At 35.4% G+C, this 16,249-nt stretch carries 19 protein-coding genes; 8 read left to right on the top strand and 11 right to left on the bottom strand.

The features are described from left to right. Positions 1–84: 84 nt before the first annotated feature. The 6 genes from ACH2CJ_RS04205 to ACH2CJ_RS04230 form a co-directional block, all read right to left on the bottom strand. Positions 85–288 carry a hypothetical protein gene (locus ACH2CJ_RS04205; RefSeq protein ID WP_394990972.1) on the bottom strand — a complete coding sequence of 68 codons (204 nt, stop codon included), beginning with the start codon at positions 286–288 and terminating at the stop codon, positions 85–87. Between the two features lie 99 nt (positions 289–387). Beyond that, a complete protein-coding gene (typA, locus tag ACH2CJ_RS04210) occupies positions 388–2,208 on the bottom strand; it encodes a translational GTPase TypA (protein WP_394990973.1) in 1,821 nt (606 codons plus the stop codon). A 281-nt stretch (positions 2,209–2,489) separates the two neighbouring features. Next, complete coding sequence (locus tag ACH2CJ_RS04215; RefSeq protein ID WP_394990974.1) at positions 2,490–4,805, bottom strand: DUF5916 domain-containing protein; 2,316 nt, start codon at positions 4,803–4,805, stop codon at positions 2,490–2,492. Positions 4,806–4,880: 75 nt separating this feature from the next. Further along, a complete protein-coding gene (locus tag ACH2CJ_RS04220) occupies positions 4,881–5,834 on the bottom strand; it encodes a D-2-hydroxyacid dehydrogenase (RefSeq protein ID WP_394990975.1) in 954 nt (317 codons plus the stop codon). Positions 5,835–5,883: 49 nt separating this feature from the next. Continuing rightward, positions 5,884–6,084 (bottom strand): response regulator transcription factor, encoded by a 201-nt coding sequence (locus ACH2CJ_RS04225; RefSeq protein WP_394990976.1) that lies wholly within the window; start codon positions 6,082–6,084, stop codon positions 5,884–5,886. Beyond that, the gene (locus tag ACH2CJ_RS04230; RefSeq protein WP_394990977.1) at positions 6,081–6,344 is read right to left on the bottom strand and encodes a response regulator transcription factor; all 264 of its coding nucleotides are present in this window, start codon (positions 6,342–6,344) and stop codon (positions 6,081–6,083) included. The genes ACH2CJ_RS04225 and ACH2CJ_RS04230 overlap by 4 nt, the downstream gene beginning before the upstream one ends. Between ACH2CJ_RS04230 and ACH2CJ_RS04235 the strand changes: the two genes are divergently transcribed. Both ACH2CJ_RS04235 and ACH2CJ_RS04240 read left to right on the top strand, forming a co-directional pair. Beyond that, on the top strand, positions 6,338–6,607 hold the full coding sequence (locus tag ACH2CJ_RS04235) for a hypothetical protein (protein ID WP_394990978.1): 270 nt from the start codon (positions 6,338–6,340) through the stop codon (positions 6,605–6,607). The genes ACH2CJ_RS04230 and ACH2CJ_RS04235 overlap by 7 nt on opposite strands. Positions 6,608–6,619: 12 nt before the next feature. Next, a complete protein-coding gene (locus tag ACH2CJ_RS04240) occupies positions 6,620–7,165 on the top strand; it encodes a hypothetical protein (RefSeq protein WP_394990979.1) in 546 nt (181 codons plus the stop codon). 15 nt (positions 7,166–7,180) lie between these two features. Here the strand turns inward: ACH2CJ_RS04240 and ACH2CJ_RS04245 are convergent, their stop codons facing one another. After that, positions 7,181–7,873, bottom strand: a complete 693-nt coding sequence (locus ACH2CJ_RS04245; protein ID WP_394990980.1) for a 2OG-Fe(II) oxygenase — start codon at positions 7,871–7,873, stop codon at positions 7,181–7,183. A 171-nt stretch (positions 7,874–8,044) separates the two neighbouring features. Between ACH2CJ_RS04245 and ACH2CJ_RS04250 the strand changes: the two genes are divergently transcribed. The 4 genes from ACH2CJ_RS04250 (at position 8,045) to tpiA (ending at position 11,386) form a co-directional block, all read left to right on the top strand. After that, positions 8,045–8,542 carry a MarR family winged helix-turn-helix transcriptional regulator gene (locus ACH2CJ_RS04250; protein ID WP_394990981.1) on the top strand — a complete coding sequence of 166 codons (498 nt, stop codon included), beginning with the start codon at positions 8,045–8,047 and terminating at the stop codon, positions 8,540–8,542. Positions 8,543–8,553: 11 nt separating this feature from the next. Next, positions 8,554–9,996, top strand: a complete 1,443-nt coding sequence (locus tag ACH2CJ_RS04255; RefSeq protein ID WP_394990982.1) for a pyridoxal phosphate-dependent decarboxylase family protein — start codon at positions 8,554–8,556, stop codon at positions 9,994–9,996. 20 nt (positions 9,997–10,016) lie between these two features. Further along, positions 10,017–10,487 carry a GNAT family N-acetyltransferase gene (locus tag ACH2CJ_RS04260; protein WP_394990983.1) on the top strand — a complete coding sequence of 157 codons (471 nt, stop codon included), beginning with the start codon at positions 10,017–10,019 and terminating at the stop codon, positions 10,485–10,487. 137 nt (positions 10,488–10,624) lie between these two features. Beyond that, complete coding sequence (gene tpiA, locus ACH2CJ_RS04265) at positions 10,625–11,386, top strand: triose-phosphate isomerase (protein WP_394990984.1); 762 nt, start codon at positions 10,625–10,627, stop codon at positions 11,384–11,386. A gap of 97 nt (positions 11,387–11,483) precedes the next feature. Here tpiA and ACH2CJ_RS04270 read toward each other — a convergent pair whose 3' ends face one another. From ACH2CJ_RS04270 to ACH2CJ_RS04285, 4 genes are all read right to left on the bottom strand, one after another. Further along, a complete protein-coding gene (locus ACH2CJ_RS04270; protein ID WP_394990985.1) occupies positions 11,484–12,119 on the bottom strand; it encodes a TVP38/TMEM64 family protein in 636 nt (211 codons plus the stop codon). Positions 12,120–12,218: 99 nt separating this feature from the next. Next, positions 12,219–12,842 (bottom strand): hypothetical protein, encoded by a 624-nt coding sequence (locus tag ACH2CJ_RS04275; protein ID WP_394990986.1) that lies wholly within the window; start codon positions 12,840–12,842, stop codon positions 12,219–12,221. After that, positions 12,835–13,305, bottom strand: coding sequence for a hypothetical protein (locus ACH2CJ_RS04280; protein ID WP_394990987.1), 471 nt, complete (start codon positions 13,303–13,305; stop codon positions 12,835–12,837). Before ACH2CJ_RS04280 ends, ACH2CJ_RS04275 begins: the two co-directional genes overlap by 8 nt. Positions 13,306–13,470: 165 nt before the next feature. Beyond that, positions 13,471–13,920 (bottom strand): isoamylase early set domain-containing protein, encoded by a 450-nt coding sequence (locus ACH2CJ_RS04285; RefSeq protein WP_394990988.1) that lies wholly within the window; start codon positions 13,918–13,920, stop codon positions 13,471–13,473. A gap of 274 nt (positions 13,921–14,194) precedes the next feature. On the opposite strand from ACH2CJ_RS04285, the gene ACH2CJ_RS04290 reads away from it, so the two are divergent. Then, positions 14,195–14,911, top strand: a complete 717-nt coding sequence (locus ACH2CJ_RS04290; protein WP_394990989.1) for a hypothetical protein — start codon at positions 14,195–14,197, stop codon at positions 14,909–14,911. Positions 14,912–14,916: 5 nt separating this feature from the next. Continuing rightward, the gene (gene mgtE / locus ACH2CJ_RS04295; RefSeq protein ID WP_394990990.1) at positions 14,917–16,233 is read left to right on the top strand and encodes a magnesium transporter; all 1,317 of its coding nucleotides are present in this window, start codon (positions 14,917–14,919) and stop codon (positions 16,231–16,233) included. The last annotated feature ends 16 nt before the right edge of the window (positions 16,234–16,249 follow it).

Consider the following 16,249-nt stretch of genomic DNA (forward strand, 5'->3'; position numbering starts at 1 on the left):
AATGTAACTTGTGTCGGTTGTAACCCGACCCCTTGTTTGTCTTGGTTCTTGCCATTTGTTTACATAAATTTGTGTAAACCTATTTCAGGACAAGACAAAGTTTTGGCAGAAAGTATCGAAAGTCATTCCGTATTTTTGTTCAAAAAAATCAATACGACTTTTGTAATAGGATATCTTTTGTTGCAGAATCCCTTTGGCTTGCTCCCGTGCAAAGTCAATCACGCTCGAATAACCCAAAGAATGTATCAATTGGGTTAAAGTTTCTTGTGTATTTGCTACTTCTACCATAGTAATTTTGAGTTTTATACAAATGTAACAAATCTAATTTACACAAAAAAAGCCTTGATAATCTTTCGACTATCAAGGCTTTTATTATATTTTCAAAAATTAAGCTCCTGCAAAAGCATTTTTGCTTTCTGCACGTTTACGCTCGTTTTCGTCAAGGTAAATTTTACGCATACGAATAGATTTTGGAGTGATTTCCAAATATTCGTCTTTTTGAATATATTCCATGGCATCTTCCAACGAGAAATTGACTTTCGGAGCAATCTTCACGTTATTATCGGTACCAGATGCACGCATATTCGTCAACTGTTTTGCCGTTTGAACATTTACCACAATATCGTTTTGACGATTATGCTCGCCAATTACCATACCTGCATAAATATCTTCGTTCGGGTCAATAAAGAATACGCCTCTGTCTTGCAATTTATCAATCGAATAAGGGGTTGCTGGGCCATTTCCACTGGCAATCAACGAACCGTTTACACGTCCTGGAATTGGGCCTTTGAAAGGCTCATATGCCTTAAAACGGTGATTCATTATTGCCTCACCATAAGTTGCAGTCAATACATTTGAACGCAAGCCAATCAAACCACGTGAAGGAACATTGAATTCAAGGTGTTGTAAATCGCCTTTTGGCTCCATTATCAACAACTCTCCTTTGCGTTGCGTAACCAACTCGATTACTTTTCCAGCAGTTTCTTCAGGAACATCTACAACCAATATCTCAACAGGCTCCAAACGACGACCATTTTCATCTTCTTTGTATAATACTTGTGGTTGTCCAACTTGTATTTCATAACCTTCACGACGCATCGTTTCGATAAGAATTGACAAGTGAAGAATTCCACGACCAAATACTAAGAATTTATCTTCAGTGTCGCCAGATTCTACTCTTAAAGCCAGATTTTTTTCAATTTCTTTCATCAAACGGTCACGTAAGTGACGAGATGTTACGAATTTACCTTCTTTTCCAAAGAAAGGAGAGTTATTAATCGTAAACAACATATTCATCGTTGGTTCATCAATCGAAATACGTGGCAAGGCCTCTGGATTTTCGATGTCAGCAATAGTATCACCAATTTCAAAATCTTCAATACCTGTTACAGCACAAATTTCTCCTGAACCAACTTCAGTAACTTTTACTTTACCTAAACCTTCAAATACCTGTAGTTCTTTAATTTTATTTCTTTTTATTGAACCATCAGCTTTACAAAGTGCAACTTGCATACCCTCTTTCAAAACTCCTCTTGCCACACGACCGATAGCGATACGACCAACAAAAGATGAATAATCTAATGATGTGATTTGCATTTGAGCTGTTCCGTCAACTACTGGAGATGCTGGAATATATTCAATGATAGCATCTAACAAAGCAACAATATCAGTTGTTGGTTTTTGCCAATCTGTACTCATCCAACCTTGTTTTGATGAACCATAAAGGCAAGGGAAGTCTAATTGGTCTTCAGTTGCATCAAGGTTAAACATCAAGTCGAAAACTTGCTCATGAACTTCGTCAGGACGACAGTTCTCTTTATCAACTTTATTTACAACAACGATTGGTTTCAAACCTAAAGCAAGGGCTTTGCTCAACACAAAACGTGTTTGTGGCATTGGTCCTTCAAAGGCATCTACTAATAAAATTACGCCATCGGCTAATTTCAAAACTCGCTCTACTTCTCCACCAAAGTCGGAGTGACCTGGAGTATCAATAATGTTGATTTTTACGCCATTGTAACGAACCGATACGTTTTTTGAAGTGATGGTAATTCCACGTTCACGCTCAAGGTCGTTATTGTCAAGAATGAGGTCGCCAAATTCTTGGTTATCTCTAAATAATTTGGAAGCATGAATGATTTTATCAACCAATGTAGTTTTACCATGGTCAACGTGGGCAATGATGGCAATGTTTCTGATATTGTTCATTAAATGTAATTGTTAATTCGTTGTGCATCAACATTTACCCTATGCACGACGGATAAACAAAGACCAACAACACTTTATCTAAAATAAACCGCAAAATTATGAAATATAAATGAGAAAACCTTGTCAAAATTTGACAATTCAGTTGATTATCAAATTGTTAATGAGAATAATGCAATTATTTTTTGAAATAATTATGAAGTGATTGGCAATTAGTTGTTAGCAATTAGCTTTTTATGTTGAAAACAGATATTTTCGATACTACATTTTCAATACTAAATTAACTAAATATTCAACCAATAAGTCATTTTCAAAATCAAAGCTCTGTTTTTTGGAGTCCAAGCATTGATGTAATAATTGGGGATATTTTCGGCAAAATAATTATCTGTATAAACCAAAAACACATCAGAAACAGGTCGAAAACGCCACTGCAAACGAGAATTGATATTTACATTATTGGTTTGGGTATTGTACTGAAAAAATGTACTAAAAAATACACTTTTCGAAAACGATAGCTCGGCACGAGGTCCGATTAGCCAATATTCTACACTATTATAAGGCTTTGGCATATCAATTTTGGTATAATTACAATCGACCGAAAATACGCCATAAGGCTGATAACGATAACCTATACTTCCTTGTAGAAAAGTAGCGTTTCCGTTAAAATATTTACCTTTATTTACTTCAAAAGACCCGTTGAGATTATTTCGGCGGCTACTGGTATAGCTCATAGTAAAAAACTTTGAATGGTAATCTCCAATTGGTAGTTCTACAACATTTTTAAATGAATCTGGATTAGGATTATCGCTCGCATTGGTAGGATCGAAAGAATAAAATAGGTGAGTAAAACTCCAACTATAAGCCACAAATGCTTCTGCACCAGTTGGGCTATTTAAGAAAAAGAAAAGGCTGGTTTCACTATCAAGTCGCTCACCTTTTAAACTAAACACATCGCTACCTTCAGTTCCTATTCCATAGTTATTAATATATTTTCCTACTTGTTTGGACTTAGGATTCAAAATTATTTGAGCTGGGCGGTAAATTTGCCAAATACCTCTTCGTGGCACAAAGCCCACATCAGCACGGAAATTTTCCCCGATGCGTTGCACCCCCAAATTTATATTCAAATGTGGATGGTGGTAGCCCATAAAATGGGCAGCACTTCCTGCATCTTTTTTTCCATCTGGCGAAATAGATTGATGGTAATATGTTTCTGACTCAAAACGGCTGTCTTTTGAATAAAAATTAAATTCTAAACCCCCTACTCGATTATATTGGCGATAGTTTTTGGTTTGGTCGGCAGTAAGATTGCCAAAGTTATTTTCTTTATTCACAAAAATCCCACCTAAAGTTGAGCGATTTAGTAATTTTCGCTGCACAACAGCCACCGAATAATTTGCCGCAGGCAGGTATTTATCGTTTCCATAACTCACTCTGCGGGTCTGCATATTCATTAGCCCGATTCGCCAATCGTCATTGAGTTTTCCGCTGAGTCTTGCCCCTGCCAAAATCGGTACTTGCTGGTTAAGTCCTGTGTTTGGATTTCGAGTAATACCAATTCGACGTGAGAAAAATGGACGAGTATCAGGAAAGCCAAAAGTGCCAAAAAGGTCATTATTTTCAAGGAAAAATTGCCTTCTTTCAGGAAAAAACAACTCAAAACGGCTTAGATTCGTCACTTGTTTATCAACTTCTACTTGTGAGAAATCAGGATTTACCGTTAAATCTAAATTTAATGAAGGCGTAACTGCAATTTTGGCATCCATTCCTATTCCTTTCGGAAACTCGGAAGTTGTTGGAAGAGCTTTTAAATTTTCATCATTTCTTGGAAAATCTTTCTGTGTTGCCAATGAAACAAAAGGAATGAGCGAAACATTTGCACCCGGTTTTGGTGGATTTTCGTCCCAAATGATATTTCCTGCAAAAGCCAAATTTGAAGGTCTTAAATTACGAGGAACAGGTCGCCAAGTAGATATTTCGTTTTTTTGTAAGACATTTCGACCAAAATTGGCTCGCCAAGTATTTTGTCCATCAGTAACTTTATAACGAATCGTTTTGAAAGGAATTGCCATTTCGACAACCCAACGGTCTTCATAAGTTTTTACTTGGGAATACCATTTATTATCCCAATAATTGGAAGATTCTTCGCCATTAAAAATCAGACCCTCACGCTGAACACCATAAGGATTGATGGCAAACTGAAACCCATTGAGTCGGTCTTTAAAAGTATCTAAATTTACTGTAAACACATCGCTCGTACCCCCATCAAAATCTCGTTTTAGCGAAGCAACGGTATATAAACTGCGAGGTTCGTAACAAATAGCTCCAACATAAATAAAATTGTCATCAAATAGGATTTTTACTTCTGTTTGCAAAGTAGCAAAGGAAGAATCATAAGGTCGGCTTAAGAAGAAATCTTTGGCAAGGTCGGCAGTTTTCCAAGCATCATCATCGAGTAACCCATCTAATTTTATAGGTGTTTTCGATTTTTTAATGTGAATACTGTATTTATCATCTTCTTGAGTTTTGTTGTCTTGTGCAGAAAGTACGTTTATTGCCCACAGGATTGCTCCTATAGTTGTAAAATAAAGTTTTTTCATAAAGAATGTTGATATAAGTATAATACTTTAGACAAAGAACGGTAGCAAAAAGTTGCAAAAATTTCCTGAAAAATATCAAATCATACCTTTTGGGGGATATCCTTGTTGAAAAGCAATAATATTTTCAACTACTCCTTTTAATAATTCCTTGCGAGCATTTACGCCTGCCCAAGCAATGTGAGGCGTGATAATGACATTTTTGGCAGTCAAAAGTGGGTTGTCTTTAGTGGGTGGTTCGGCTGAAAGTACATCTAAACCCGCCCCTGCAATTTTTCCTTCGTTGAGAGCAGTAGCTAAATCATTTTCGTTGATTAATCCTCCACGAGAGGTATTAATAAGAATTGCAGAATGCTTTATCAAAGCCAAACTTTGTTGATTGATAAACTCCTGATTATCAGCAGTTAATGGGCAGTGAAGAGTTATAAAATCACTTTCTTGAAACAGTTTTTCTTGGTTACAAATCTCAACTCCTTCCATGCCGCCAGTTCCAGTATTTCGTTTGGTAGCCAATATTTTCATGCCAAAACCTAAACCAATATTTGCTACTTTTTTGCCAATATCGCCTAAGCCAACGATGCCCAAATTTTTACCTTCTAATTCGACCAAAGGAGAATGATAAAAACAAAAATCGGGTGAAGAAGTCCAAGTATTTTCAATATTATGGGCATGTTCTGCAACTCGATTTGTAAAACCTAATATCAAAGAAAAAACTAATTGAGCCACCGAAGCCGAACTATATCCACGAACATTGGCAACTGTTATACCATGCGACTTGGTAGCATCAATATCAATAATATTATAACCTGTGGCAACTACTCCAATATATTTCAAATTTGGCAATTTACTGATAGTCAAAGCATTGAGTGGGCATTTATTGGTTAAAACAATATCTGCATCTTTGGTTCGCTCAATAATTTGGTCTAATGGTGTGCGGTCGTAGATGGTTATATCACCAAGTGTATGTAATATTGATAAATCTAAATCATTGAGTGGATTTAGGGTGTACGCATCCAAAAAAACTATTTTCATTTTTATAACAAGGTTGATTTTAGAAGGAAATAAGTTTTGCAAAATAAAATTAAGCCAGCCCATTTTCAAGGGCAAATTTAACCAAATCGGCTGGTTTATTGATACCGAGTTTGAGATTAATATTATTGCGGTGAGTTTTTACAGTGGCAATACTCAAAAATAACTTATCGGCAACCTCTTCATTGGTATAGCTTTGTCCGATGAGTCCGATGATTTCGATTTCACGCTTGGTTAGCTGAAATTGTTTCATGAAAAATCATCAGTATGCTGATTAGTCGTAGTCTTTTTAGTGAGTTTAGGGTCGTAGTATTTTTTGTTGTCAACCACTGCCTCAATTGCCATAATTACTTCATCAACGCCCGAATTTTTCAAAATATAACCTTGTACGCCCATTTTTTGGCAATCTTCTACAAATTTTCGGTCGTTATACATCGTCAGTATAATGACTTTTACATTTTTATGGTGTTGCATAATCTGAGCGGCAACATCAAATCCATTCAAATGTGGCATATTTATATCAAGCAAATTTTGATTTTAAATTGGTGGAACTACCCGATGAAGAAGTAAATCCCAATGCTTACATTGAGTCAGTAACTATTCCGATGTATCAACAAAAAAATATTCACTCAACTACATTAATTTATGGAAATAATATGCCAATATTGAAAGCAAATAAGCGATATGCAGTTCGAGTAACTACTGCTGACACCGAAAAAAAAGTGATATTTTTGAACGAAGATCATAGTTTTGTAACAACATTTACCTGCAAATAACCAACCAAACCCGTGAAAAAACTTTCCAATTTCTTTTACAATCGAACTAATGGTTATCTTGTTTTAGGTTTTTTAGCTTTACAATTTATTTTTTCAGGACTCATTTTGCCATATTTTCAAAAGCAATTCGACCCCGAATTAAATCGTGGTCTGATGGATTTAAGTTTCGGCTTTACTCCCGAAAATGGTTATAATATCATCGAAAGCTATGGTGAAAAAGGGCGTGAAGTTTATCTTTTTGTCGAATCATTCATTGATATTCTTTATCCAATTGCCTATACAACATCATCAATTTTGCTTTTGAGTTTTTTATTCAAAAAGAATGGTTTTACTAAGTACCCCTTATTAAATTTACTCCCGCTTATTGGGATGGTATTTGATATGCTCGAAAATTTTGGAATTATTCAAATGCTAAAAGCTTTTCCCGAAAAAGTTGATTTTTGGGCGAAATTTGCTTCAAATTCAGGACTATTGAAATGGGGGTTTTTCGGAATAACCTTGACAATAACATTGATAAGTTTAATAATGTGGGGTTTCAACGCTTTAAGAAAAAAATAATCTGGTATCTTGGTATCATTTCGCATCATGAAAAATGATACCAAGATTAATTCTTTTGCCACTTCTGATTTCACTCACACCGTGCCGCATCGAAGTTCGATAATAGCCTCGACCGCCTAAAGTCGGTCTAAAATTAGTCGTAAAAATTACTGCTTCGCCTTTATTTGGTTGTAAAACTATACCTTTCGACTGCATTCGAGGGCGATTTTCGAGCATTACAAATTCTCCACCCGTATAATCAAAATTTGGTTGAGTCAAGAAAACAATTACTTGAAAAGGGAAAAAGATTTCACCGTATAAATCCTGATGCAAAGCATTCCAATCACCAGTTTCATATTTCAAAATCAAAGGCGTTGGACGATTTTGACCATTTTGGTGGCAGATTTCTAATAACTCATCTAATTGCTGAGGGAAAGTTTTTTCAATACCCAATTTCAGCATCCAATCATTAGCTATTTTTGCCAAATGTAGGTATAAAATATGACGCAATTCCTCCACAATATTGGGCAATGGATAATTAAAATATTTGTATTCACCACTACCAAACTGGTAGCGTTTCATATTAATTACACTTCGATAAGCAACAGCATTTTCGTAATATTCCGCTAATTGGTCGCACTTTTCATCAGAAATTATTTTAGGTAAAACGGCATAACCATTTTGATCAAGATTTGCCAAGTGTGTTGTAAAATCTATATTTTCAAGCATTTTTTGTTAATTTTTAACAAAAATGCCACGTTTTTCTCTTTCAATCAAACCGAATCTTGCGGTATAGCTCAATTTAGCAAATTGTGACCAAATAAAAGAGCAAGTTGAAAACTTGTAATACAAAAAAATTCTATTTTTATTTGCGTAATCAATTACGTAATTAATTACATAATGCAAGATGTTATATCAGAATTAGGGGCATTGGCAATGGGAAGCCGACTCAAACGCATGAGCGATGCTATCATGCGTGGCGGTGCGGAAGTGTATCGCAGCAATAACATCGACTTCGAGCCAAAGTGTTTTCCATTATTTTATTTGCTCTCAAAAGAAGAAGTTGAATTGGGTATCATGGATATTGCCGAAAGGCTAAATGTTTCGCATCCTGCGGTTATTCAGTTGGCAAAACAATTGGAAAAAAGAGGGTGGATTTCCTCAAAAAAATCAAAAAAAGATGCCCGAAAACGTTTTTTGCAACTGACCAAAAAAGGGCGAGATTTTTTACCACAATTACAAGCCATCTGGGCAGATATTCGAGCTTTAAATGAACAACTTATTAATAATCAAACAACCAATTTGTTGAGAGCATTAGAAGAAATGGAACATGTTTATGCTTCAAAATCTTATGCCCAACGAATGGATGAATTTCAAAAATCGAAAACAGAGCAATAATTCTAACAAAAATGAATAATACTTTAGATTATCCCCAAGAAGAGTTTCAGAAGATTCTCGAAAAAACATCGTCAATGATTCTTGACCAATACAGCAACCTAGCTTCTCAAAAAGGATTTAATGTAAATTCGCAAGAAGAAGTGGAAAGTTGGTTTAACGAGCCTCTTCCCCTTGAAGGAAAAGATAGTTTGACTTTATTGCAGGAAGCTAAAACGAAGGTTTTGGATAGTGCTACGGGCAATTTAGGGCTGAATATGTACGCTTATGTAATGTCGGGTGGTAATCAAATGTCAACTATTGCCGAACTTTTATTATCAACTATTAATCAAAATAACACAAAATGGCATTTAGCTCCTGCCATGGCAGAAATCGAAAAACGAGTAATAAAATGGACTGCCGAAATGATTGATTATACGCCAAATGCTGGCGGTGCGATGGTGAGCGGGGGTTCGGAGGCTAATTTGGCAGGCTTGACTGTTGCTCGAAATGTTTTTTTCAAGAAATTGGATATTAAACGAAATGGACTTTTCGGCATGAAGCCATTTACCGTTTACTGCTCGAATGAAACCCATAATTGTACGGATAAAAGCATCGCTTTATTGGGAATCGGCACAAATCAACTCCGCAGAATTGATACAAATGCAGATTTAACGATTGATACAAGTGCTTTAGAAACACAAATTCAAGACGATTTGGAGAACGGTTTTATGCCTTTTTGTATCGTTGGCAATGCTGGAACTGTAAATACGGGAGCAATCGATGACTTGTCTACTTTATCGCAAATAGCTAAAAAATATGAAATGTGGTTTCATGTTGATGGTGCTTATGGTGGTTTAGCATCTTCGTTGCCTTCATTGAAACACAAATATGCGGGATTAGAAAAAGCCGATTCAATAGCTCTTGATTTTCATAAATGGCTTTATCAACCTTTTGAGATTGGTTGTGTGTTGGTTCAAGATTGGGGCAAAATGCGAGAAACTTATTTTAAAGAAGCTGATTATTTGGCTACTGAATTACAAGCAAATCCTGATACTCGTTTGGAGTTTAATGAGCATTATTTTCAATTATCACGCAACGCCAAAGCATTTAAAGTTTGGATGTCGGTAAAGGCTTATGGTTTTAACCGAATCCGTGAAATGATTCAAAAAGACATTGATTTAACACATTATTTGATAAAATTAGTAAGCGAATCGACTGATTTTGAGTTAAAATCAAGTTCAGATTTAGCGGTTGCATGCTTTAGTTATGTTGGCAATTGTAGCACAAAAGAAGAAATTGTAGCAATCAATCAAAAGCTAATTCCTGCCCTCGAAGCTGATGGGAGAGTTTTTATTACAGGCACAAAACTAAACAATGAGTTTGTGCTACGAGCCTGTATTATTAATCATCGCAAACAACAATCCTCGATTGAGTATTTGTTGGATACGATTCGAGATGTGGCTTCAGGATTATAAACACTTTTTCATTTTAAAATATGTCAAAAATAGAAATCATCAACCTCGATCCGCAAAATGAAGCTCAAAAACTGGCTTTCAAGCAAATAAATTACGAGTGGATTAATAAATATTTTAAAGTAGAAAAAGGCGATTTAGATTCACTCGAAAATCCTGAAAAATACTTTCTGGCAACTGGCGGAGCTGTTTTATTAGCTCAACGAGGAGATGAATATTTGGGTACTTCGGCGTTAAAACCAATGGGCAATGATGCTTACGAGCTTTGCAAAATGGGTGTAAGTGAGTTGGCTCGTGGGTTTGGCATTGGTTATTTAATTGGAGAAGCTGCCATAAAAAAAGCCAAAGAATTAGGAGCAAAAAAGCTTTATTTAGAAACAAATTCAAGTCTAACGCCTGCACTTACACTTTATGCAAAATTAGGTTTCACTCGTATAGAAAATTTCAAATCGCCTTATCAACGTGCCGATGTTGCAATGGAAATGTGGTTTTAAATTTTGAATAAAAACTTGTATCTTTGAGGCAAAGTAGTCTACCGTCAATTGTCGATTATACACAGATTTGCTCTGATAACAGTCACCAATTGACGATCGACTATTGACTAAAAAATTAACCAAAGATTCTAAGAAAAATGAGAAAAAAAATCGCCGCTGGTAACTGGAAAATGAACAAAACTTTTGAAGAAGGTTTAATCCTACTTTCAGAAGTTGTAAATATGGTAAAAGATGAAGTTGTAAACCCTAATGTAGTGGTTGTACTTTGTGTACCTTTCCCTTATTTAAGCACATTCGGAAAATTAATTGATACCGATAAAATATCATTAGGAGCTCAAAACTGCTATCCAAAAGCCTCTGGTGCATATACAGGTGAAGTTTCAATTCCGATGTTGAAGTCAGTAGGTGTTGGTCACGTGGTTATCGGACACAGCGAACGCCGTCAGTATTTCAACGAATCGGATGCGTTTTTGGCCGAAAAAGTTGATGCAACTTTGGAAGGTGGTTTAATACCTATTTTCTGTTGTGGTGAAACTTTAGAACAACGCAACGAAGGCATTCATTTCGATTTCGTTCGTGGACAAATCACTAATAGTCTTTTTCACCTTTCGGCTGAAGATTTGCAAAAAACGGTAATTGCTTATGAGCCAATTTGGGCAATCGGCACGGGCGTAACGGCTTCAAACGACCAAGCACAAGAAATGCACAAGGTTTTGAGAGACCATTTGGCAACAAAATACGGTCAAGAAGTAGCTGACGAAATCTCAATCCTTTATGGCGGAAGCGTAAATGGAGCAAATGCTCAAGAATTGTTCGCCTGTCCAGATGTTGATGGGGGCTTAGTTGGTGGAGCTTCGTTGAAATCAAGAGAATTTACAAATATTGCGAAAGCATTTTGATTTGAATAGATTGCTATATAGAACCTTGCAGGATGCGAGTCGTCGCACCGTTTTCATCCTGTAAGGTTTTTTTTATGATGTTTTAGGATTATATTTATTAGCTCTCTTGATTTTTCTTCTTTTTGGGCAAAACAAAGTACAACAGTCCTGCAACTGAGAAAATTATTAATAAAATTATTAAAACTTTCTGCAAATTTCCTTCATTCGGATTTTCTAACAAGCGTTTGATTTCTTTTGCTTGCGAACCCGTCCAAACTGCTAAAGCTGTACGAGGAATCATTCCGAGAAAACCTCCCAAAAGAATATTTCTCAACTTTGCTCCTGACAATGCAAATACAAAATTGGTCAAAGCAAAAGGTAAAACTGGTGAAAGTTTAGTAAAGAAAATAACTTTTAATTCCTCCCGGCGAATATTTTCTAAAATAGCACTAACTTTCTTATTATCAGACAAATAGCTTTTGAATCTTTCTCCATCAAGCATCATAGTGATCATATTTATTAGAAAGATAGCTGCCATATTTAAAGTAAAAAGTGGAATAAGAGCATTCCAGCCAAGAAAATAGCCAAAAATCAAAGCCAAAAGCGTAGGAGGCGTAAATGCAAAAGTAGAAGTAAGACAGCAAATGAGCGTAATCAAAAGCCAATTTTGCCAATTGAATAAAGCAATTTGATTTTCGTGATTAATAATAATAGCGGTAAGCACCGAACTAAAAAGTAAGGGTACAACTGTCAAAAATATAGAAGAAATGAGAGGAAATGAGTATTTAGTAGATATTTTCAACAAATTTTAATTAGCTCCCTCTCCTTCGGAGAGGGCTGGGGTGAGGTATTTTTAAAAGAGAAACCCATAACGAAGCGTAATCGGAGTCTGACTTCCAAGTAAACTCTGCGGACTAATAAAACCACTGTTTGGAAAGCCTAAATTATACATCACCGAAATAAAACTACCCCGTCGGCCATCGCCACCTTGATAAAAGCCTGCACCAATGAGTGGTGAGCTTCCCCAATATTTTCTTGATGGGTCAGTCGAAGTATCAATGTATGAATAAAATTGGTCGGCACGAGCATTGATAAACTCATATTCGGCATGTGCAAAAAACCTTTTGAAAAGTTGTTGTCTTACAAAAACTTTAGGTCCATAAACAAAATTATTGGTATTATTAGCACTATTTCTGTTGAATGAACCTTGAAAAATAAAAGTACCACCTACCCCAGCAACAGTTCCCTTTTCATTGAGTTCATAGCCAATCATAGGTGAGGCATCAATATAAAAAGCACCAAAAAAACCCAGCCAAAAGTTTCCGCCGTAGCGAAGTTTATCTTTCCATTCGGGTCTTGGTTTTTCAAAATAAACTTGTGTTGGTTTGTCGGTATCACCCGATGTTGGAATTTGTTCCTGAGCAAAAACCGTTAATGAACTGATAATCAAAATGATAACTAAAGTATTTTTACGCATATTCTAACGCTTTTTCCTGTAAAAAATCAGGCAGTTTTATGCTGTCTAAGAGTTGTTCTTCGAGCATATTTGCCCACTCTGTTAGATAAACGACCACATCGGCTCTAACATTGTGGCGAAGATAGCGATTTTCGATAGGTAGACGCATTAAAATCTTCTTATCTGATAATTTTTCTAAGTTTTGGAGGTCTTCCAAGCTAAAACCCGAAGTAAGTAACTCAAAAATTATTAAATCTATGGGCATCACGCTTGTTTCGCAATAGTCATTTAGCTGTTCATTCCAGTCGCCGTGTCTTTGCATAGCAAAGGCGTGAATTTCAGCTTTAGTACGCTTTGTTATTTCTTGAGCAAGATTTCCACAATTGCAACTTCCCATGTGTCCCCACATATATTGATTGCCAGCTTCTATTTTTTTTGCTGTACGACGAAGAGCTTCGATGATTTCAAGTTTTGCCTGTGCCATGACTTTAATGAGAATTATAAATAGTAGATGTTGAGTTAACATTCTGCCAAATACTTTTGTTTTGATTTCTTAACATTTACTAAACAAATTAACAAAATAAAAGGTCACTCAAATAAATTCGAGAGACCTTTTATTTAATATTTTTAAGCAAAATTCTGAAAGAAATTATGCTTTTTTAGCTTTTGCAGCTTTAGTTACTTTGGTTTCAACTTTTGGCTCAGCTACTGCTTTTTCTTTCGTGATTTTTGCTGGAGCTTTTGTTTTTTCAGTTACTGGTTCAACAGTAGTTTTTGCTTTAACATCTATAGGTGCAGTTGCTTCAGGAGCTACTTCTGCTACTACTTCAATTACACAATTTTCGATTGCAAACTCGGTGTTATAGTTATATTTTGAGGCGTGAGTGTCATTCACCCAACGTCCGTCGTTCAACAAATAGCGATATTCGTACGAACCCGATTGTAAGCTAAGTGATGCTTTCAATGAGCCATCTTTTTGTTGCTTTAAAGTTACTCCTTTGTTTGAATCCCAGTTATTAAATTCGCCTAAAAGTATGCCTGAAGTTGCACCAGCGGCTACCTCAGCAGGAATAAGAAAATCAATGTTTTTGCTTGACATAATGTATTTGCGTTTGTTTACGATACAAATTTCTTAATAAAAATGCAGCTTTTGCAAGAAAATCATCGAAAAGTGCAAAAAATCTTGATAAAATACAATTATTTGATAGAATGATATAAAAAAATAAGCGATTTAAGTTAAAATTTAACTTAAATCGCTTATTATCAGCTACTTATGATGGCTTTTTTAATTAAACAAGTCTGTTTTGATAATACAAAGTACTTCATTCTTTCAAAAAAATAGATTAGTTTTGCCCAAAGTAAAACCCTAAGGTATGAGAAAAATATCCTGTCAAATATCCTTTTTTATTTCAATCACACTTTCGAGTTGTGGCGTACTTAACAAAGCCTCAAAATTTCAACTTTCAGATGGGTATTATGCTACAAAGTTAAAGCTATCGGATAATAAAGTAGGAAAAATATATGTTCAAAATGCAGAAGACACTTTGAAAATTTATGAAACATTAAAAGACAGAAAATCTATTGCTGTTGATACGTCAAAAAAGCCCGAAATATTCCTGAAAAACCAAACGAATCCCTATTCCTCACTTGTCTTTCGGCAGCCAAGTTTAGATATTGATTTTCTAACAATTCTATTGAAATATCGCCCTCAAACACAAGGATTTCCCAATCAGCTTAATACAAATCTTAATGGTGCAGTATATGTTGGTTATCGAAACGATTTTTACCATATCAGATACAAAAAGAACCCTTTCACTTTTAGCAGATATACTACACATTACGGCTTTTCTTTTGGAGCTTTTGCTGGCTTAGGAGCAACAGCCATAAACCCTTCTGTAACCAATAACCTCATAAGCAGTGAGTATGATGGTGTTATTTTTACAAAAGGTTTGGCGGCTATTATTGGAATTGATGCTTTTACCATCGGTTTGACATTTGGTTTAGATAACTTATTAGACTCAAATAAAAAAACATGGATTTATGAAAGCAAACCTTGGTTTGGTTTAGCTTTTGGTTTAAACTTAAATTAGCAAAAATGACAGATATTATAGCTACACACCCCGCCGACATTGCAGAGAATATTATAAAACTCTCAAAAAAAGAAAGAAACTTAGCTTTTTTAAAACTTTCAGGCGATGATAAAACAAAAGTATTTCCTTATTTTGATAATGATATTCAGATAGAACTACTCAAAAATTTAGGAAATAAAGAAACCAGCGAGCTATTAAATAACCTTGCCCCAGACGACAGAACAGCCATATTTGTTGACTTTCCCGACCATTTGATTAAAGAAACTATCAATCTTTTGAATAAAGAAGAAAGAGAAGAAGCACTAAATTTATTAGGCTATAAACCTAACAGCATGGCAAGGCTAATGACACCACATTATATTCAAGCAAAGCCAAATTGGACAGTTGAGAAAGTGCTTGAACATATAAAAAAGTATGGTAAAAAAGCCGAAACGCTCAACTTTGTATATGTTATTGACGAAAATAATAAGCTAATTGATGATTTAAAAATTGGTCAGTTGCTCATGGCAGAGCGAATAACCTTGATTTCGGATTTAATGGATTATGATTATGTAGCTATTAAAACTACAATAAATACTGACGAGGGTTTGGAGATTTTTGAAAAATACGATAGAGCAGCCATGCCAATTATATCTGAAAACGGAACTTTGGTTGGTATCGTAACTTTTGATGATGTTTTAGAAAAAATCAAAGAAAGAGATACTGAGGATATTCAGAAATTTGGTGGAACAGAAGGTTTAGATTTATCTTATACAAAAACAACTCTTTTTGAATTGGTAAAAAAACGAGCAGGATGGTTGATTATATTATTTTTGGGAGAAATGCTTACCGCATCGGCAATGGGTTATTTTGAGGGCGAAATAGAAAAAGCAGTTGTTTTAGCATTATTTGTCCCTCTAATTATTTCCAGTGGTGGAAATTCGGGTTCGCAAGCTGCTTCTTTGATCATTAGAGCAATGGCTTTGGGTGAATTAAAATTAAAAGATTGGTGGTATGTAATGCGAAAAGAGCTTTTCTCTGGGCTTTCATTAGGAACAATTTTAGGTGTAATTGGCTTTTTGAGAATATTCATTTGGCAAGAAACGGGCATTTACGATTACGGACAATATTGGTTTTGGATCGCATTAAGTGTTTCGGTTTCACTTGTATTTATTGTACTTTGGGGAACTCTCTCTGGCTCGCTCATTCCATTCGTTTTACGTAGGGCAGGGCTCGACCCAGCCACTGCCTCTGCTCCTTTTGTAGCTACTTTGGTAGATGTAACTGGACTCGTTATCTATTTTACAATTTCAGCGTTATTTTTATCGGGGAAATTATTATAAAAAAAATCCCTCAAAG

It is taken from the genome of Emticicia sp. (assembly GCF_043780375.1).
Taxonomy (GTDB): Bacteria; Bacteroidota; Bacteroidia; order Cytophagales; family Spirosomataceae; genus Emticicia.